The 19,382-nt window shown below is 53.3% G+C and carries 16 protein-coding genes; 10 read left to right on the top strand and 6 right to left on the bottom strand.

Annotated elements, in window-relative coordinates; all coding sequences use genetic code 11:
* Window positions 1-5 precede the first annotated feature (5 nt).
* The 4 genes from accB to acuI form a co-directional block, all read right to left on the bottom strand.
* Window positions 6-476 carry an acetyl-CoA carboxylase biotin carboxyl carrier protein gene (gene accB, locus OGV94_RS05970; protein ID WP_003025210.1) on the bottom strand — a complete coding sequence of 157 codons (471 nt, stop codon included), beginning with the start codon at window positions 474-476 and terminating at the stop codon, window positions 6-8.
* 392 nt (window positions 477-868) lie between these two features.
* A complete protein-coding gene (gene msrQ / locus OGV94_RS05965) occupies window positions 869-1,468 on the bottom strand; it encodes a protein-methionine-sulfoxide reductase heme-binding subunit MsrQ (protein WP_286518686.1) in 600 nt (199 codons plus the stop codon).
* Window positions 1,469-2,473, bottom strand: coding sequence for a protein-methionine-sulfoxide reductase catalytic subunit MsrP (gene msrP / locus OGV94_RS05960; RefSeq protein ID WP_043017827.1), 1,005 nt, complete (start codon window positions 2,471-2,473; stop codon window positions 1,469-1,471).
* A gap of 119 nt (window positions 2,474-2,592) precedes the next feature.
* A complete protein-coding gene (acuI, locus tag OGV94_RS05955; protein WP_043017826.1) occupies window positions 2,593-3,567 on the bottom strand; it encodes an acrylyl-CoA reductase (NADPH) in 975 nt (324 codons plus the stop codon).
* A 225-nt stretch (window positions 3,568-3,792) separates the two neighbouring features.
* Here acuI and csrD point away from each other — a divergent pair, with 225 nt between their 5' ends.
* From csrD to tldD, 8 genes are all read left to right on the top strand, one after another.
* Complete coding sequence (gene csrD / locus OGV94_RS05950; protein ID WP_043017825.1) at window positions 3,793-5,733, top strand: RNase E specificity factor CsrD; 1,941 nt, start codon at window positions 3,793-3,795, stop codon at window positions 5,731-5,733.
* 306 nt (window positions 5,734-6,039) lie between these two features.
* Window positions 6,040-7,083 carry a rod shape-determining protein MreB gene (mreB, locus tag OGV94_RS05945; protein WP_000913396.1) on the top strand — a complete coding sequence of 348 codons (1,044 nt, stop codon included), beginning with the start codon at window positions 6,040-6,042 and terminating at the stop codon, window positions 7,081-7,083.
* A gap of 64 nt (window positions 7,084-7,147) precedes the next feature.
* A complete protein-coding gene (gene mreC / locus OGV94_RS05940; protein ID WP_047408294.1) occupies window positions 7,148-8,170 on the top strand; it encodes a rod shape-determining protein MreC in 1,023 nt (340 codons plus the stop codon).
* Window positions 8,171-8,659, top strand: a complete 489-nt coding sequence (gene mreD, locus OGV94_RS05935) for a rod shape-determining protein MreD (protein WP_003025196.1) — start codon at window positions 8,171-8,173, stop codon at window positions 8,657-8,659.
* A gap of 7 nt (window positions 8,660-8,666) precedes the next feature.
* A complete protein-coding gene (locus OGV94_RS05930) occupies window positions 8,667-9,260 on the top strand; it encodes a Maf family protein (protein WP_080626033.1) in 594 nt (197 codons plus the stop codon).
* Window positions 9,250-10,719 carry a ribonuclease G gene (gene rng, locus OGV94_RS05925; protein ID WP_003025190.1) on the top strand — a complete coding sequence of 490 codons (1,470 nt, stop codon included), beginning with the start codon at window positions 9,250-9,252 and terminating at the stop codon, window positions 10,717-10,719. The genes OGV94_RS05930 and rng overlap by 11 nt, the downstream gene beginning before the upstream one ends.
* Before the next feature lie 114 nt (window positions 10,720-10,833).
* Window positions 10,834-14,634 (top strand): AsmA2 domain-containing protein YhdP, encoded by a 3,801-nt coding sequence (gene yhdP, locus OGV94_RS05920; RefSeq protein ID WP_286522816.1) that lies wholly within the window; start codon window positions 10,834-10,836, stop codon window positions 14,632-14,634.
* Window positions 14,635-14,797: 163 nt separating this feature from the next.
* Window positions 14,798-16,243, top strand: a complete 1,446-nt coding sequence (tldD, locus tag OGV94_RS05915; RefSeq protein ID WP_003828819.1) for a metalloprotease TldD — start codon at window positions 14,798-14,800, stop codon at window positions 16,241-16,243.
* Between the two features lie 48 nt (window positions 16,244-16,291).
* Here tldD and OGV94_RS05910 read toward each other — a convergent pair whose 3' ends face one another.
* Together OGV94_RS05910 and aaeR are read right to left on the bottom strand one after the other, a co-directional pair.
* Window positions 16,292-16,906: a YagU family protein gene (locus tag OGV94_RS05910; protein WP_080626035.1), complete on the bottom strand. Its 615-nt coding sequence runs from the start codon at window positions 16,904-16,906 to the stop codon at window positions 16,292-16,294.
* A gap of 228 nt (window positions 16,907-17,134) precedes the next feature.
* On the bottom strand, window positions 17,135-18,049 hold the full coding sequence (gene aaeR, locus OGV94_RS05905; RefSeq protein ID WP_047408302.1) for an HTH-type transcriptional activator AaeR: 915 nt from the start codon (window positions 18,047-18,049) through the stop codon (window positions 17,135-17,137).
* Window positions 18,050-18,233: 184 nt separating this feature from the next.
* Between aaeR and aaeX the strand changes: the two genes are divergently transcribed.
* The gene (gene aaeX, locus OGV94_RS05900) at window positions 18,234-18,437 is read left to right on the top strand and encodes a p-hydroxybenzoic acid efflux pump operon protein AaeX (RefSeq protein WP_003025177.1); all 204 of its coding nucleotides are present in this window, start codon (window positions 18,234-18,236) and stop codon (window positions 18,435-18,437) included.
* A gap of 7 nt (window positions 18,438-18,444) precedes the next feature.
* Window positions 18,445-19,377, top strand: coding sequence for a p-hydroxybenzoic acid efflux pump subunit AaeA (aaeA, locus tag OGV94_RS05895; protein ID WP_043017819.1), 933 nt, complete (start codon window positions 18,445-18,447; stop codon window positions 19,375-19,377).
* Window positions 19,378-19,382: the final 5 nt, after the last annotated feature.

Below are 19,382 nucleotides of genomic sequence, written 5' to 3'. Positions count from 1 at the left end.
CCTCGTTATTCGATGACGACCAGCGGCTCGTCAAATTCTACCGGTTGACCGCTTTCTACCAGAATCGCTTTAACGACACCGGATTTGTCGGCTTCGATCTGGTTCATCATTTTCATGGCTTCAACGATGCACAGGGTATCGCCCGCATTCACTTTCTGGCCGATTTCGATGAACGCTTTCGCATCCGGGCTCGGGGTGCGGTAGAACGTACCAACCATTGGGGAGCGTACGATGTGACCACTGATTTCCGCTGCTGCCGGAGCTTCCATACTTGGAGAGGCAGTTTGTGCGACAGCGTTAGACAGAGCTGGCTGCTGCATCACTGGTGCAGCATAAGCCTGTTGCATCATTGGAAAACTTGCAGCTGGCGCCGCACGGCTGATGCGTACAGATTCTTCGCCTTCAGAAATTTCCAGTTCGGAGATGCCTGATTCTTCAACCAGCTCGATCAGTTTTTTAATCTTACGAATATCCATGAGTGGGTTCCGTACTCTTTGTTTAGTGAGATTGTGACAAGCGTTTTACCGCCGTCTGTATAGCATTTTTATAACAGTGAGTGACAAGATGCCACGCATCTCAGGCGTTGCACTGGGTGCGGTTGCCATTAAGTGAGATTGCCAGACTTGTTAGTCATTGTGCGGCTATCTTCTGCCATTTTCGGGTAAAAGACAAAATATACCTTCAACATGCGAATGTCACCCTTTCCGCGCTCTAAAAACGCTACCGGGGATAGCAAAGTCGCACATTATAACTATTTCGTAGCAATTGGCAGCTAAATACTGGTCTTATCAGGGAAGATAATCAACCGTTAACATGTAAAGAAAATCGGATCGTCCGCATTTTGCAACGTACTGCACATATCGTGAAACTACCGCCACCACTGGCGAAACTTCTTGTATCGGCAGGCTAACAGCACCGCAGCGAGTGCGGCATAAATGATCGGTTGCGGGGAGATAATTTTTACCGACCACAGATAATGTATGGGTGCCAGGATCGCCACAAGATAGACGAAGTTGTGCAGATACTGCCAATTTTTACCCAGCTTTCGCTGCGCCAACTGCGTGGATGTTAATGTGAGGGCGAATAATATGACCCAACTGACAATGCCCAGCATCAAATAAGGTCGTGTGATTAATTCGCGTCCTAACAGCGCCAGATTATTAATACCCAGTTCCAGAAGCGCGTAGCTGGTTAAATGCAGCGTTGCCCAGGCGAAACACCATAGCCCTAACAGGCGACGCGTGCGTATCAATAATGGCTGTTTAGCGTAGCGCGCAAGAGGAGAGACCAGCAAGGTCGCCAGTAAGAATTTCAGAGCTGTCCTACCGGTAAAGTGCTGGATATCTTTGATCGGGTCGGCGCTCAGGCCGCCGTTATTTACCGCCCAAAATAGCCAGACAAACGGCAAAAAGCCGGCAAGATGCAGGCAAACTTTCAGCCCGGTAATGTGTTTCGCAGTCAGACGCACCTAAAAATTCTCCTGCAGGTTAAGACCACGGTACAGTGATGCAACCTCATCGGCGTAACCGTTAAACAGCAGCGTGGGTTGGCGTTGAACGTCCAGAATACCGCCAGCGCCAATGAAACGCTCGGTGGCCTGGGACCAACGGGGGTGATCGACATGCGGATTCACGTTGGCATAAAACCCATATTCATTGGGGGCGGCCAGGTTCCAGGTGGTCGGCGGGCGTTCGCGGGTGAGTTTGATACTCACAATCGACTTAATGCCTTTAAATCCGTATTTCCACGGCACAATTAAACGAATGGGCGCGCCATTTTGTGGCGGGAGGGCTTTTCCATAAACCCCCACGGTAAGCAACGTGAGTGGATGCATCGCTTCGTCCAGACGCAGGCCTTCAACATAGGGATACTTCAGCCCGCCGCCAATAAAACGATCCTTTTGTCCTGGCATCTCATCCGGCGCGTAGCGCGTTTCGAACGCGACATACTTTGCGTTGCTGGTGGGTTCAACCTGTGCCAGCAGTTTATATAACGGAAAGCCAATCCACGGCACAACCATTGACCAGGCTTCCACACAACGCATCCGGTAAATCCGTTCTTCCAGCGGGAAACGGGCGGTCAGCGCATCGTGATCGAGGGTGAGTGGTTTTGCCACTTCGCCACTGATTTGCAACGTCCACGGATCGGTTTTCAGGCTACCTGCGTTGGCTGCCGGATCTGCCTTATCGAGACCGAACTCATAGAAGTTGTTGTAGCCAGAAACTTTATCCGCTGGCGTTAAAGGAAGCGAATTTTGCCAGGCGGCGGGTTTACTGAAATCAAGTGGCTTACCTGCGGGCGCGGGTGGGCGGTCGTTCCCTTTAAACCAGCTAAGAAGGTCAGCCTGCGCAGAGTGGGGCAAGGACAATGCGGCAGCGCTGATCCCTAATGCTTTCAGTACCTGGCGACGCTGCATAAAAAAAGCCGACTCGTCAGTGACGTCGGCTTCTGTAAATGGACGTAGTTTCTTCATAACAGACTCCCGGCTTACGCGTCATAACTGACAGGGGACGCGTAGTTAATATGGCAGGGAGTCTGGAAATATGCCGCGAAATTTCGTTAATTAAGTGTAAATATCTGCGCCAGCGCCTGTTACTTCACCTTCACCAGCGTACGGCCTTGCACCTGGTTATTGATGATGGCATCGGCGAACTTCGGCGCATCCGCCAGCGTAATCTCCGTGGCGGCCTGAGCATAGAAAGATTCCGGCAGATCCTTAACCAGACGCGCCCAGGCCTCTGCCCGGCGTGCTGGCGGGGTCATCACCGAGTCCACTCCTTGCAAACGAACGTTACGCAGAATGAATGGCATCACCGTGGTTGGCAGAGCGAAACCGCCAGCCAGGCCGCAGGCGGCAACGCAGCCGCCGTAGTTCATCTGCGCCAGAACTTTTGCCAGAACTTTGTCGCCAACGGTATCAACCGCGCCAGCCCACAGCTGTTTTTCCAGCGGGCGTGATTCTGCAAACTCATCGCGACCAAGAATACGGCTGGCGCCCAGGCTCTTCAGGTAGTCGTGGGTACTTTCACGGCCCGAAACCGCCGCAACCTGATAACCCAGCTTATGCAGTAACGCAACGGCTGTGCTGCCCACGCCGCCGCTGGCGCCGGTGACGACAATTTCACCGTCTTGCGGGCGAATACCTGCATCCTCAAGCGCCATTACGCACAGCATAGCGGTAAAGCCGGCGGTGCCGATGACCATGGCTTTACGCCCATCCAGTCCTTTTGGCAGGGCAACCAGCCAGTCGCCTTTCACGCGTGCGCGTTCTGCCAGTCCACCCCAATGATTTTCACCCACGCCCCAACCGGTCAGTAACACTTCCTGACCCGCATGAAAACGGGGATCTTCGCTTGCACGCACGGTACCGGCGAAATCGATACCAGGAATCATCGGAAAATTACGAATGATTTTACCCTTGCCAGTGATAGCCAGAGCGTCTTTATAGTTCAGGCTCGACCAGTGGACATCCACCGTCACATCGCCTTCAGGTAGCTGATTTTCGTCGAGGGGTTGAACGGATGCGAGGGTTTTTCCGTCCTGCTGTTCTAAGATCAAAGCCTGCATAACCTGTCCTCAATTCGTATAGTGGATTGGAAAATTATTAATGAAGACTATACTCGCTAATCAAAACATGATGCCGATTCTGCGCAATAAATTGCCAGATATACCTGATTTGGTAGTATGCCCACACTGTTTGTATAAATGGACGGATTTTGCGTTCAGTTTTGCATTTTTGGGTCGCTATATCACTTTCATGCCCGTTTCATAACTGTCGGAGTTAACACAAGGATGCGATTAACGACGAAATTTTCAGCTTTTGTCACGCTGCTTACTGGGTTAACGATCTTCGTGACTCTGATCGGCTGCTCGCTGAGTTTCTATAACGCGATTCAATATAAGTTCACTACCCGTGTTCAGGCGGTGGCGACGGCAATTGATACGCACCTTGTTTCCCGCGATGTTGTGGCGTTAACCCCGCAAATAGATGAACTGATGGTTTCTGCTGATATCGTGCGCGTTGAACTGCTACAGGGCGAAAACGTGGTGTATGACCACTCCCGTACCAGCAGTTATCGCCCGGCGGGGACGAACAATCTGTATCGTGACATCACCGTCCCGCTGGTCAAACATCCTGGCATGTCGCTGCGTCTGGTTTATCAGGATCCGATGGGCAACTATTTCCATTCGCTGATGACCACCGCGCCACTCACGCTGGCGATTGCTTTCATTATACTGATGCTCTTTTTGTCGGTGCGCTGGCTTCAGCGTCAACTTTCAGGTCAGGAACTGCTGGAGATTCGTTCCACGCGCATTCTGAATGGCGAACGTGGACCGAACGTGCGGGGAACAGTCTATGAATGGCCAGCGCGTACCAGTAGCGCACTCGATATGTTACTGACCGAAATTCAAAATGCTCGCGAACAACGCAGCCGCCTCGATACGCTGATTCGCTCCTATGTGGCGCAGGATACAAAAACCGGACTGAGCAACCGCCTGTTCTTTGATAACCAACTGGCAACGCTGCTGGAAGATCAGGAAAAAGTGGGATCGCATGGCGTCGTGATGATGGTGCGTCTGCCGGACTTTACTCTGCTGCGCGATAGCTGGGGAATCACCCTCGCGGAAGAACAAATTTCGACGTTAATTAATTTGTTGTCGACTTTCATGACGCGCTATCCGGGCGCGTTGCTGGCACGCTACCACCGTAGCGATTTTGCCATCCTGCTGCCACACCGCACGCTGAAGGAGGCGGAAAGCATCGCCGGGCAATTATTAAAAGCGGTAGATGCGCTTCCGGCTAATAAAATGATCGATCGTGCCGATATGGTTCATATCGGTATTTGCGTTTGCCGCAGCGGACAGTCGACGGAACAAGTAATGGATCACGCCGAAGCGGCTACGCGGAATTCGGTATTGCAGGGCGGAAACAGTTGGTCGGTCTATGATGACTCACTGCCGGAAAAAGGGCGGGGAAACGTACGCTGGCGAACGCTGATCGAACAGATGCTCAGCCGGGGCGGACCAAGAATTTATCAAAAGCCTGCGGTAACACGCGAAGGTCGGGTACACCATCGGGAGCTGATGTGCCGGATTTTTGATGGCAGCGAAGAGGTCATCTCGGCGGAATATATGCCGATGGTGCTGCAGTTTGGCCTGGCTGAAGAGTATGACCGCCTGCAAATCAGCCGTCTGATCCTACTGTTGGGCTACTGGCCGCAGGAAAACCTGGCGATGCAGACAACGGTTGAATCGCTAATTCGCCCACGTTTTCAGCGCTGGCTACGTGATACGCTGATGCAGTGCGAAAAATCATTACGTAAACGCATAATTATTGAACTTGCGGAGGCAGATGTCTGTCAACATATCAGCCGGTTACAGCCTGTCATCAGATTGATGAATGCGCTGGGTGTGCGAATTGCCGTTACGCAGGCGGGTTTAACGCTGGTGAGCACCAGTTGGATCAAAGAGCTTAACGTTGAGTTATTGAAGCTCCATCCAAGCCTGGTGAGGAATATTGAAAAGCGGACTGAAAACCAGCTCCTGGTTCAAAGCCTGGTGGAAGCCTGTTCTGGAACACCAACGCAGGTTTACGCCACGGGCGTTCGTTCGCGTAGCGAGTGGCATACGCTGACGGAACGCGGAGTTGCGGGTGGGCAAGGGGATTTTTTTGCCGCATCACAGCCACTTGACACTAACGTGAAAAAATATTCGCAAAGATACTCGGTTTAACCTGCCGTTTAATTTGTTTTCACGTAGAATAACGCGCGCTGTGCCTTCTGGGGGTGTGCTTGTCTGCTCGCCAGGTTGTAACAGCAAACATGCAGGTGAATGACCTTTGACAGGTTGCAAACAAAAGCGAGGAATGCTGCTGATTTATTCAGCCCTGATGGACTCAGGCCGGTTTTGTAACAAAGGAAACGAACTGCACTAATTTTCACCGTAGCAGATGATTTTTGCGCCTTGTCGCTGCTGCGTGTGGTTGGTAAAGTAAGCGGATTTTGTTTTCCGCCCCAGCTTTCAGGATTATCCCTTAGTATGTTGAAAAAATTTCGTGGCATGTTTTCCAATGACCTGTCCATTGACTTGGGTACCGCGAATACCCTTATTTATGTAAAAGGACAAGGCATCGTATTGAATGAGCCTTCTGTTGTGGCCATTCGTCAGGATCGTGCCGGTTCGCCGAAAAGCGTGGCTGCAGTAGGTCATGATGCGAAGCAGATGCTGGGTCGTACACCGGGCAATATCGCTGCAATTCGCCCAATGAAAGACGGCGTTATCGCTGACTTCTTCGTGACTGAAAAAATGCTCCAGCACTTTATCAAACAAGTGCACAGCAATAGCTTCATGCGCCCAAGCCCGCGCGTACTGGTGTGTGTACCGGTTGGAGCAACTCAGGTTGAGCGCCGTGCGATCCGTGAATCCGCTCAGGGCGCAGGCGCCCGTGAAGTCTTCCTGATTGAAGAGCCGATGGCGGCTGCGATCGGTGCGGGTTTGCCAGTTTCTGAAGCAACCGGTTCTATGGTTGTGGATATCGGTGGTGGTACTACTGAAGTTGCCGTTATCTCTCTGAACGGCGTGGTTTACTCTTCTTCTGTACGTATTGGCGGCGACCGCTTCGACGAAGCGATCATTAATTATGTTCGTCGTAACTACGGTTCTCTGATCGGTGAAGCTACCGCAGAACGTATCAAACACGAGATCGGTTCCGCTTATCCGGGTGACGAAGTGCGCGAAATTGAAGTTCGCGGTCGTAACCTGGCTGAAGGTGTTCCGCGCGGCTTTACCCTGAACTCCAACGAGATTCTGGAAGCTCTGCAGGAACCGCTGACCGGTATTGTGAGCGCAGTCATGGTTGCACTGGAACAGTGCCCGCCAGAGCTGGCGTCTGACATCTCCGAACGCGGCATGGTACTGACCGGTGGCGGCGCGCTGCTGCGTAATCTTGACCGTCTGTTAATGGAAGAAACCGGTATTCCAGTTGTTGTTGCTGAAGATCCGCTGACCTGCGTGGCGCGTGGTGGCGGCAAGGCACTGGAAATGATCGATATGCACGGCGGCGACCTGTTCAGCGAAGAGTAATCGGATGCAGGTAGGGTAGCCAGCGGGTTACCCTTCCGCTCTGATACGAGAATACGCATAGACTATGAAGCCAATTTTTAGCCGTGGCCCGTCGCTACAGATTCGCCTTATTCTGGCGGTGCTGGTGGCGCTCGGCGTTATTATTGCCGACAGCCGCCTGGGGACGTTCAGTCAAATCCGAACGTACATGGATACCGCCGTCAGTCCTTTCTACTTTATCTCAAATGGTCCCCGTGAATTACTCGACGGCGTTTCGCAAACGCTGGCTTCGCGTGACCAACTCGAACTTGAAAACCGGGCGTTGCGTCAGGAACTGCTGCTGAAAAATAGCGAACTGCTGATGCTGGGGCAATATAAACAGGAGAACGCGCGTTTGCGTGAGCTGCTGGGATCGCCGCTGCGCCAGGACGAACAAAAGATGGTGACGCAGGTCATCTCAACGGTTAATGACCCTTACAGCGATCAGGTGGTTATCGACAAAGGGAGCGTTAACGGCGTCTACGAAGGTCAGCCGGTTATTAGCGACAAAGGCGTAGTAGGTCAGGTCGTTGCGGTGGCTAAACTGACCAGCCGTGTGCTGCTGATTTGCGATGCAACACATGCGTTGCCTATTCAGGTACTGCGTAACGATATTCGCGTGATCGCTGCCGGTAACGGTTGCACCGACGATCTTCAGCTCGAACACCTGCCGGCCAATACCGACATTCGCGTTGGCGATGTGCTGGTTACCTCGGGCCTGGGTGGCCGTTTCCCTGAGGGTTATCCGGTTGCTGTTGTTTCTTCCGTTAAGCTGGATACTCAGCGCGCTTATACTGTGATTCAGGCACGCCCGACCGCGGGTCTGCAACGTCTGCGCTATCTGCTGCTGTTGTGGGGCGCCGATCGTAATGGCGCAAATCCGATGACGCCAGAAGAAGTGCACCGCGTTGCCAATGAACGTCTGATGCAAATGATGCCGCAAGTTCTGCCGGCACCAGATGCCATGGGGCCGCCTGCGCCAGTGCCAGCTCCCGCAACAGGCGTGACTCCAGCGCCTGCGGATACCACCTCGCCACAATCTGCTCCGCGTAAGCCGGGAGGACAGTAAGTGGCAAGCTATCGTAGCCAGGGACGTTGGGTGATTTGGCTCTCGTTCCTTATTGCACTGTTGCTGCAGGTCATGCCCTGGCCGGACGACATTCTGGTTTTCCGGCCAAACTGGGTGCTGCTCATCTTGTTGTACTGGATCCTGGCGCTGCCGCATCGCGTAAATGTGGGTACAGGGTTTGTGGTGGGTGCCATACTGGATCTCATCAGCGGCTCTACGCTTGGCGTGCGCGCATTGTCTATGAGTATCATTGCTTATCTGGTCGCGCTGAAATTCCAGCTATTCCGCAACCTCGCGCTCTGGCAGCAGGCGTTGGTGGTCATGTTGTTATCACTGGTCGTGGATATTATTGTTTTCTGGGCCGAGTTTTTAGTGATCAATGTCTCTTTCAGACCCGAAGTGTTCTGGAGTAGTGTAGTGAATGGTGTGCTTTGGCCATGGCTATTCTTACTGATGCGTAAAGTCCGTCAGCAGTTTGCGGTGCAATAAGGTTGATATGAATACTCTGTATCTTGCTTCAGGTTCTCCACGTCGTCAGGAGCTGCTCGCTCAGCTTGGTGTTACTTTTGAACGACTGGTGCCTGGGATTGAAGAGCAGCGGCACCCGCAGGAAAGCGCGCAGCAGTACGTTTCGCGTCTGGCGTGCGAAAAAGCGCAGGCTGGTGTGGCGCTGGCCCAGCGCGATTTGCCGGTATTGGGGGCGGATACCATTGTTATCCTTAATGGCGAAGTGCTGGAAAAACCCCGCGACGCCGCTCATGCTGCAGCCATGCTGCGCAAACTGTCGGGCAAAACGCATCAGGTCATGACCGCTGTGGCATTGGCCGACCGCCAGCACAGTCTGGACTGTCTGGTGGTGACGGAAGTGACGTTCAGAGCACTAACCGATGAGGACATCGCGGGCTATGTTGCCAGCGGTGAACCAATGGATAAAGCAGGTGCATACGGTATTCAAGGGTTGGGTGGCTGTTTTGTCAGGAAGATAAATGGCAGCTATCACGCCGTAGTCGGCTTACCGCTGGTAGAAACGTATGAGTTGCTGACCAATTTTAACGCACTGCGTGAGAAAAGGGATAAACATGACGGCTGAATTGTTGGTAAACGTAACGCCATCGGAAACTCGGGTGGCTTACATTGATGGCGGTATTCTGCAGGAAATTCATATTGAACGTGAGGCGCGACGCGGAATCGTAGGCAATATCTACAAAGGTCGTGTAAGTCGTGTACTTCCGGGTATGCAGGCGGCTTTTGTAGATATTGGGCTGGATAAAGCCGCATTTCTTCACGCTTCAGACATCATGCCGCACACTGAATGCGTGGCGGGTGAAGAACAAAAACAGTTCACCGTGCGCGACATATCTGAACTGGTGCGCCAGGGCCAGGATCTCATGGTGCAGGTGGTAAAAGATCCGTTGGGTACTAAGGGCGCACGTCTGACGACGGACATCACGCTTCCTTCCCGTTATCTCGTCTTTATGCCGGGTGCTTCGCACGTCGGCGTGTCCCAACGTATTGAAAGCGAAACCGAACGCGAGCGCCTTAAAAAAGTGGTAGCGGATTACTGCGATGAGCAGGGCGGATTCATTATTCGTACCGCGGCGGAAGGCGTCTGTGAAGAGGATCTGGCCTCGGATGCTGCCTACCTGAAGCGCGTCTGGACGAAAGTCATGGAGCGTAAAAAGCGCCCGCAAACGCGCTATCAGATGTATGGCGAACTGGCGCTGGCGCAGCGTGTGTTGCGTGATTTTGCCGATGCGCAGCTTGACCGGATCCGCGTCGACTCCCGTTTGACCTATGAAGCGTTACTGGAATTTACGGCGGAATATATCCCCGAAATGACCAGCAAGCTGGAACATTACAGCGGACGCCAGCCCATATTTGATCTCTTTGACGTTGAGAATGAAATCCAGCGCGCGCTGGAACGCAAAGTAGAGCTGAAGTCCGGCGGTTATCTGATCATCGATCAAACCGAAGCGATGACCACCGTCGATATCAACACCGGCGCGTTTGTTGGGCATCGTAATCTCGACGACACTATCTTTAATACTAATATTGAAGCAACGCAGGCTATCGCTCGTCAGCTGCGTCTGCGAAACCTCGGCGGCATTATCATTATCGATTTTATCGACATGAATAATGAAGATCACCGTCGCCGGGTGCTGCACTCTCTGGAACAGGCTCTGAGCAAGGATCGCGTTAAAACCAGTATCAACGGTTTTTCACAGCTGGGTCTGGTAGAGATGACGCGCAAACGCACGCGTGAAAGCGTGGAGCATGTGCTGTGCAACGAGTGTCCGACCTGCCACGGGCGTGGTACGGTGAAAACGGTGGAAACCGTATGCTATGAAATCATGCGCGAAATCGTGCGGGTACACCATGCATATGATTCCGATCGTTTCCTGGTCTATGCTTCACCGGCAGTAGCTGAGACCCTGAAAGGTGAAGAGTCACATGCGCTGGCGGAAGTCGAAATCTTTGTCGGCAAACAGGTCAAAGTACAAATTGAACCGCTGTATAACCAGGAGCAGTTCGACGTCGTTATGATGTAATCTGGCCTGGTAGACGCCAAATGGCGATACTTTGCAGGCCGGAGAAGGCGTTCACGCCGCCATCCGGCAAGACGGTTTTGTGAGTCACATTTTTTGGTAGACAAGGAGAGGCGCGTGAGGCGATTGCCGGGGATATTACTGCTCACTGGAGCCGCATTCGTTGTCATCGCAGCGCTGCTGGTCAGTGGACTGCGCCTTGCGCTACCTCATCTTGATAGCTGGCGCCCGGCGATCCTTAGCAAGATTGAATCCGCCACTGGCCTGCCCGTTTCCGCCAGCCAACTTTCCGCTAACTGGCAAAGTTTCGGTCCTACGCTTGAAGCGCGCGATATCCATGCGCAGCTGAAAGACGGTGGGGAATTTTCGGTCAAGCGCGTCACGTTAGCGCTGGATGTCTGGCAAAGCTTGCTGCACATGCGCTGGCAGTTTCGCGATCTCACCTTCTGGCAGTTACAACTGCGCACCAATACCCCCATCCAGCGCAGCGAAAGCGGTGATGGAATTGAAGCCGATCACCTCAGCGATCTCTTCCTGCGCCAGTTTGATCATTTCGATCTGCGCGACAGTCAGATTAGCTTTTTAACCCTCTCAGGCCAGCGTGCTGAACTGGCGATCCCACAGCTTACCTGGCTGAACGGTAAAAACCGGCATCGCGCTGAGGGGCAGGTCAGTCTCTCCAGTCTGACCGGGCAGCACGGCGTTATGCAGGTGCGTATGGATCTGCGTGACGACAACGGACTATTGAATAACGGTCGGGTCTGGCTACAGGCCGACGACATCGACGTCAAGCCGTGGCTGAATAAATGGATGCAGGATAACGTTGCGCTGCAGACCGCGCGTTTTAGCCTGGAAGCATGGATGACGATCAGCAAAGGCGTGGTTTCCGGCGGCGATGTCTGGCTGAAAAAAGGCGGGGCAAGCTGGCTGGGTGAAAATCTTACGCACACGCTCTCCGTCGATAATCTGACGGCGCACATCAGCCATGAAGGGCCGGGCTGGCAATTCTCTATTCCCGATACCCGTATCACCATGGATGATAAACCCTGGCCGAGCGGGGCGTTAACGCTGGCCTGGATACCAGAACAGGAAGTCGGTGGTGAGAATAACAAACGCAGCGACGAGCTTCGCATTCGTGCCAGCAATCTGGATCTGGCCGGGTTAGAAGGGCTGCGTCCGATGGCATCCAGGCTATCGCCTGCGCTGGGGGATATCTGGCGAGCTACGCAGCCGAGCGGCAAGATAGATGTGCTGGCGCTGGATATCCCGTTACAGGCGACAGAAAAAACCCGCTTCCAGTCCTCGTGGACCGATCTGGCCTGGAAACAGTGGAAGCTGCTGCCAGGGGCAGAACACTTCTCCGGTACGCTTGTGGGAAGCGTTGAAGATGGGGCGCTAACCGCTTCCATGACGCAAGCCAAAATGCCGTATGAAACCGTCTTTCGCGCACCGCTGGAAATAGAGAACGGCGTGGCGACGCTAAGCTGGCTGAAAAATGATAAAGGCTTTCAGTTAGATGGACGCAACATCGATGTTAAAGCGAAAGCGGTACGCGCGCGCGGCGGTTTTCGCTATCTGCAGCCCGCCGGTGATGAGCCATGGTTGGGCATTCTGGCAGGCATCAGCACCGACGATGGCTCTCAGGCCTGGCGTTATTTCCCGGAAAACCTGATGGGCAAAGAGCTGGTTGACTATCTCAGTGGCGCTATTCAGGGCGGCGAAGCGGATAACGCCACGCTGGTGTATGGCGGCAACCCACATCTGTTCCCCTATCTCCATAATGAAGGGCAGTTTCAGGTCCTGGTGCCGCTTCGCAATGCGAAGTTTGCTTTCCAGCCCGACTGGCCCGCGCTGACTGACCTCAATATTGAACTGAACTTCATTAACGACGGTCTGTGGATGAAGACGGATAGCGTTAATCTGGGTGGTGTGAAGGCCAGTAATCTGACGGCCAACATCCCCGACTATGCAAAAGAAAAACTGCTGATTGATGCCGATATCAACGGGCCGGGCAAGGCGGTCGGACCTTATTTTGATGAGACGCCATTAAAGGATTCTCTCGGCGCCACGCTCGAGCAGTTGCAAATTGACGGCGATGTGAATGCTCGCTTACATCTTGATATTCCGCTGGACGGCTCGCTGGTTACCGCTAAAGGCGACGTCAACCTGCGTAATAACAGCTTGTTTATTAAACCGCTCGACAGCACGCTGAAGAATTTGAACGGCAAATTCAGCTTTATCAACGGCGATCTGCAAAGTGAGCCGATGACGGCGAACTGGTTTAATCAGCCGCTGAACGTCGACTTTTCTACGACCGAAGGAGCGAAAGCCTACCAGGTCGCCGTGAATCTACAAGGTGACTGGCAGCCAACCCACATGGGGATTTTACCGGCGCAGGTCAACGACGCGTTGAGCGGAAGCATGGCGTGGAATGGCAAAGTGGGAATCGATCTTCCGTATCATGCCGGGCCGACCTACGACATTGAGCTAAAGGGCGACCTTAAGAATGTAAGTAGTCACTTACCTGCTCCGCTGAATAAAGCTACCGGTGAGGCGTTGCCGGTGAACGTTAAGGCCAGGGGCAATCTGCGCAGCTTTGATCTGACCGGCAACGCTGGCAGTAAGAATCACTTTAACAGCCGCTGGCTACTGAATCAGAAACTGACGCTTGACCGCGCAATCTGGACGTCGGAAAGCCGCACCGTGCCCGCGTTACCCGATCAGCAAGGCATTGAGCTTAACCTTCCCCCTATGGATGGCGCGCAGTGGCTGGCGTTGTTCCAGAAAGGCGCTGCAGATAATGTTGGTACCAACGCCAACTTCCCTCAACGGATCACGGTGCGGACGCCATCGTTATCCCTGGGTGGTCAGCAGTGGAATAATTTGAGTATCGTCTCTGAGCCTGCGAGCAACGGTTCCATCGTGCAGGCGCAGGGTCGTGAAATTAACGCCACGCTGGCGATGCGCAATAATGCGCCGTGGCTGGCCAATATTAAGTATCTTTATTACAACCCAAGCGCGGTAAAACCGTCACCGAATAGCACGCCTGCCTCGCCGTTCTCCGCCATCGACAACGTCAGCTTCCGTGGCTGGCCGGACCTTCAGCTACGCTGTGCAGAATGCTGGATGTGGGGACAGAAATACGGGCGCATTGACGCCGATGTAGCGATTAAAGGCGACACGCTCACCTTGAATAACGGTCTGTTGGATACCGGTTTTGCCAGACTGACCACCGACGGCGTATGGGTGAATACGCCGGGCAAGGAGCGGACGTCGCTGAAAGGTAAACTGAGCGGCAGTAAAATTGACTCCGCGGCCGGCTTCTTTGGCGTATCAACGCCGATTCGCAATTCTTCGTTCAACGTGGAGTACGATCTGCACTGGCGTAACCCGCCGTGGGATCCAGATGAAGCCTCGCTGAATGGCATTTTGCGTGCCCGGTTGGGCAAAGGTGAGATAACCGAACTCAGCACCGGGCATGCGGGGCAGCTATTACGCCTGCTTAGCTTTGATGCGTTGCTGCGTAAACTGCGTTTTGATTTCAGCGACACCTTCAGTGAAGGCTTCTATTTCGACTCGATTCGCAGCACGGCGTGGATCAAAGATGGCGTGATGCATACCGATGACACGCTGGTGGACGGTCTGGAAGCTGACATTGCGATGAAAGGCTCAGTGAACCTGGTGCGCCGGGAACTGGATATGGAAGCCATCGTCGCACCAGAAATCTCAGCTACCGTAGGGGTTGCCGCCGCGTTTGCCGTCAACCCGATTGTGGGTGCGGCGGTGTTTGCCGCCAGTAAGGTTCTGGGACCGCTGTGGAGCAAAGTCTCGATTCTGCGTTATCGCATCACCGGTCCGGTCGATAAGCCGCAGATTAACGAAGTTCTGCGTCAGCCGCGCAAAGAAAGCCAGCAATGATTTGACGGGGGCGAGTAATTGCCCCAATCTCAGTACAGTGATCTTCTACCGCAGTCCGTAGGCCGGAAAAGGCGTTCACGCCGCCATCCGGCATTGAAGTGCCTGATGGCGACGCTGGCGCGTCTTATCAGGCCTACAACAGAAACTAATGAGTACCAAAACGATGAGTCTGAACCTGGTAAGTGAACAATTGCTAGCGGCGAATGGCCTGAAACATCAGGATCTGTTTGCCATTCTGGGCCAACTGGCCGAACGCCGTCTTGATTACGGCGATCTCTATTTTCAGTCGAGCTATCACGAATCCTGGGTTTTAGAAGACCGCATCATTAAAGACGGTTCTTACAATATCGATCAGGGCGTTGGCGTGCGCGCCATCAGCGGCGAAAAAACAGGGTTTGCTTATGCAGACCAGATTAGCCTGCTGGCGCTGGAGCAAAGCGCCCATGCCGCGCGAACTATCGTTCGTGATAACGGTGACGGCAAAGTAAAAACGCTGGGGGCGGTAGAGCATCAGGCGCTTTACACCTCGGTTGATCCGTTACAGAGCATGAGCCGTGAAGAGAAACTGGATATTCTGCGCCGCGTAGACAGCGTGGCCCGCGCCGCCGACAAACGCGTCCAGGAAGTGACCGCCAGCCTGACCGGTGTTTATGAACTGATCCTGGTGGCAGCGACTGACGGTACGCTGGCCGCTGACGTCCGCCCGCTGGTACGCCTGTCCGTAAGCGTACAGGTCGAAGAGGATGGTAAGCGTGAGCGCGGCGCCAGCGGCGGCGGTGGTCGTTTTGGCTATGACTATTTCCTTGGTGACCTTGATGGTGAGGTTCGTGCCGACGCGTGGGCAAAAGAGGCCGTACGCATGGCGTTAGTCAATCTGTCTGCAGTTGCAGCCCCTGCGGGTACGCTGCCGGTGGTACTCGGCGCTGGCTGGCCTGGCGTTTTGCTGCATGAAGCGGTCGGTCATGGTCTGGAAGGTGACTTTAACCGTCGTGGCACCTCGGTATTCAGCGGTCATATGGGTGAGCTGGTAGCGTCAGAACTGTGTACCGTTGTGGATGATGGCACAATGGCGGATCGTCGTGGTTCCGTGGCTATCGATGACGAAGGTACGCCGGGTCAGTACAACGTGCTGATCGAAAACGGCATTCTGAAAGGCTACATGCAAGACAAACTGAATGCGCGTCTGATGGGCGTGGCGCCAACGGGTAATGGTCGCCGTGAATCTTACGCGCACCTGCCGATGCCGCGCATGACCAACACCTATATGCTGCCGGGGAAATCCACGCCGCAGGAAATCATCGAATCCGTTGAATACGGTATTTATGCGCCTAACTTCGGCGGCGGCCAGGTGGATATCACCTCCGGGAAATTCGTATTCTCGACGTCCGAAGCGTATCTGATTGAAAACGGTAAAGTGACCAAACCGGTGAAAGGCGCAACGCTGATTGGCTCCGGTATCGAAGCGATGCAGCAAATTTCGATGGTGGGTAACGACCTGAAACTGGATAACGGGGTTGGCGTTTGCGGTAAAGAAGGGCAGAGCCTGCCGGTGGGCGTGGGCCAGCCGACGCTGAAGGTGGATAACCTGACCGTAGGTGGCACCGCCTGAACTGAAAGGGTATGAAAATGGCGCTACTCTTGGGTAGCGCCATTTTTTTTAGCGTATATTGCCCAGCGGAATTTCAGGGTCTGGTTCGTGAGTGATGCGGTTACGCAAATCACGACGAATAATTTCGATCGACCAGAACCAGATAAGATGTCCTGCGATTTCAGATACGTGCTCGTACCACGGCAGTTCAAAGAGCGGAGGCGTCAGCCCCATCAGCGGGAACGAGATCATATGGACGAAAAGCTGAGCCAACGCGCCAGCCAGCAAACCCTGCCAAAGCTTAATTTTAGGGAAGACTTCTGCAACGATGCAATAACCTACGGCAAAGACGATAGAGAAAATAATATGCGTCACGCCAACCCAGTTAAATATATGCCCGGCAAATGTATATACAGCGGCGTTAGGATCGACAACGCCCAACCAGTCGCGTAAAAATATATAGGGAGGATTTAAGAAGTTGCGTGAGCAATCAATCTGGCTGGCCACTCTTATTAATTGTTCCGGTCCGCATGCGCCGGTGAATAAATCAGTAGGGCTGCGTGGAGGAAGTGGAACCTCTGCTCCCCATTTGACGAAAGAGGAGACGATCCCTGCAATCAAGCCAATAAACGCGGCGAGCCCGTAGCGCCTGCGCGAAGGTTGTGTTTGTTCAAATAGATTCATTTCTGATCCTTGCTTTAAGACATCCTGAAAAATATATTATTATTCATGCTGCTAACAATAAAATAACTGCCTGTATGTCAGGCCACTTACACGGTAAATGGTGAGTGGCGGTGGTGTCAATTATCTATTTTTGATAGGGTGCTGGAGTGAATTCTGAATTGTCAGAGGACAATCCAGGAAATATTCATGAGAAATATTCTTCTCGGGATGTTTTAATTATTCCTTTCGTCATCCTCGGACGCCCTGAAAAACGCCGACCACATCGACAAAATAATCCGACAGGTAGTTAATAACCACCTGGACCTTGAGCGGCAGTTTGTCTTTTTCGGTATACAGCGCATAGACCGGACGCGGATCCGACTGATAGCGGGGAAGCAGGATCTCCACTTCGCCACGATTGATCTCATTGATCACCCACATCAACGGCACATAGGCGATGCCCGCGCCTGCGGCCAGCCAGCGAACCAGCGTCATCGGATCGTTAGTCACGAATCGCCCCTCTGGGATCAGCCGGGTAGAGATCCCCTCCGGAGCAATAAGCTCGAACTCATTATCCGGGCGCACGCTGTACTCCAGCCACGAGTGGTTGCTGAGATCGGCGGGCTTCTCCGGGACGCCAAACTGCGCGAGATAGCTTTTAGCGGCGCAGACCACCATCGGCATAGCACCCAGGCGACGTGAAAACAGGCTGGAGTCCTGCAACGCGCCGACGCGAATAACCACGTCCAGACCATCGGCGATTAAATCCGGTGCCGGGATGCCGGTTACCAGATTTACGGTCAATCCTGGATACTCTTTCAGCATCTTTGCGGTCAACCCAGCGAGGACATTTTGTGCCATGGTTGAAGAACAGCCAATGCGCAGGGTGCCGATGGGGGTGTTGTTAAAGGCATAAAGCTGCTCGTGAACATCCTGTGCTTCGTGCAGCATTCGGCGGCAGCCCTGATAATAAATTTTTCCAGCTTCGGTTAGCCCAATGCTGCGTGTGCTGCGGTTTAGCAGCTTGACCTGTAGCTCATCTTCCAGTTTAGAGACCGTCTGGCTTATCGATGATACGCTCATTTGTAGCTGTCTTGCGGCGGCGGTGAAGGAGCCCAGTTCGACAACTTTGGCAAACACCGACATACGTTTTAATCGTTCCATTGTTCACTCTGGCTTAAAAGTGATTTAGATCACATAATATAGATAACAGCATAACAGTTACGTTAATATATTATTATTCAAATAACAGCTATGTCGCTCTCGCCTGGCTCATCCTTGCCCTTCTCTGCGGTGACATACGCTAGAAAATCTATCATCTGCACTCTCTTAAGCTACCAAGGTCAACATGAGTCTGTTTCCCGTTATCGTGGTGTTTGGTCTGTCCTTCCCACCGATTTTTTTCGAATTACTTTTGTCACTGGCGATTTTCTGGCTGGTGCGCCGGGTACTGGTTCCGACTGGCATCTATGATTTTGTCTGGCATCCGGCTCTGTTTAACACCGCGCTGTATTGCTGTCTGTTCTATTTAATAACGCGCCTGTTCGTTTGAGGTTGAAGTGAAAACACTAACAAAAAAACTCTCCCGTACGGCCACGACTCTCGTACTGGTCATTCTGGCCTTCATTGCCATTTTCCGCGCATGGGTGTTCTACACCGAGTCGCCGTGGACGCGTGACGCCCGATTCAGCGCCGATGTCGTTGCCATTGCGCCGGACGTGGCGGGTCTTATTACCAACGTTAACATCCATGATAACCAACTGGTGAAAAAGGATCAGATCCTGTTCACTATCGATCAGCCTCGTTATAAAAAAGCCCTTGAGCAGGCTGAAGCTGATGTCTCTTATTACCAGGTTCTGGCGCAGGAAAAACGCCAGGAGGCCAGTCGTCGTAACCGGCTGGGCGTACAGGCCATGTCTCGTGAAGAGATTGACCAGTCAAACAACGTCCTGCAAACCGTATTACACCAGCTTGCGAAGGCGCAGGCGACCCGCGATCTGGCAAAATTAGATCTGGAACGTACCGTGATTCGCGCGCCAGCAGATGGCTGGGTGACTAACCTGAATGTCTATAGCGGCGAATTTATTACGCGTGGCTCCACGGCGGTGGCGTTGGTCAAACAGCATTCTTTCTATGTGCTGGCCTATATGGAAGAAACCAAACTGGAAGGCGTTCGCCCTGGATATCGCGCCGAGATCACCCCGCTTGGCAGTAATAATGTACTGAAGGGCACTGTTGATAGCGTTGCGGCTGGCGTAACGAATGCCAGCAGTACGCGGGATGCAAAGGGTATGGCAACCATTGATTCCAATCTTGAATGGGTGCGTCTGGCACAGCGTGTGCCGGTACGAATTCGTCTTGATGAGCAGCAGGGAACCCTGTGGCCTGCCGGGACTACGGCTACCGTCGTTATTACCGGCAAGCGAGATCGCGATGCAAGCCAGGAATCCTTCTTCCGTAAAATGGCGCACCGCCTGCGCGAGTTTGGTTAATCGCG

This window comes from Citrobacter sp. Ce006, assembly GCF_030336535.1.
Lineage (GTDB): Bacteria > Pseudomonadota > Gammaproteobacteria > Enterobacterales > Enterobacteriaceae > Citrobacter > Citrobacter europaeus.
Note: the sequence above shows the minus strand (reverse complement) of the source record. Positions and strands in the feature narration are given on the sequence as shown.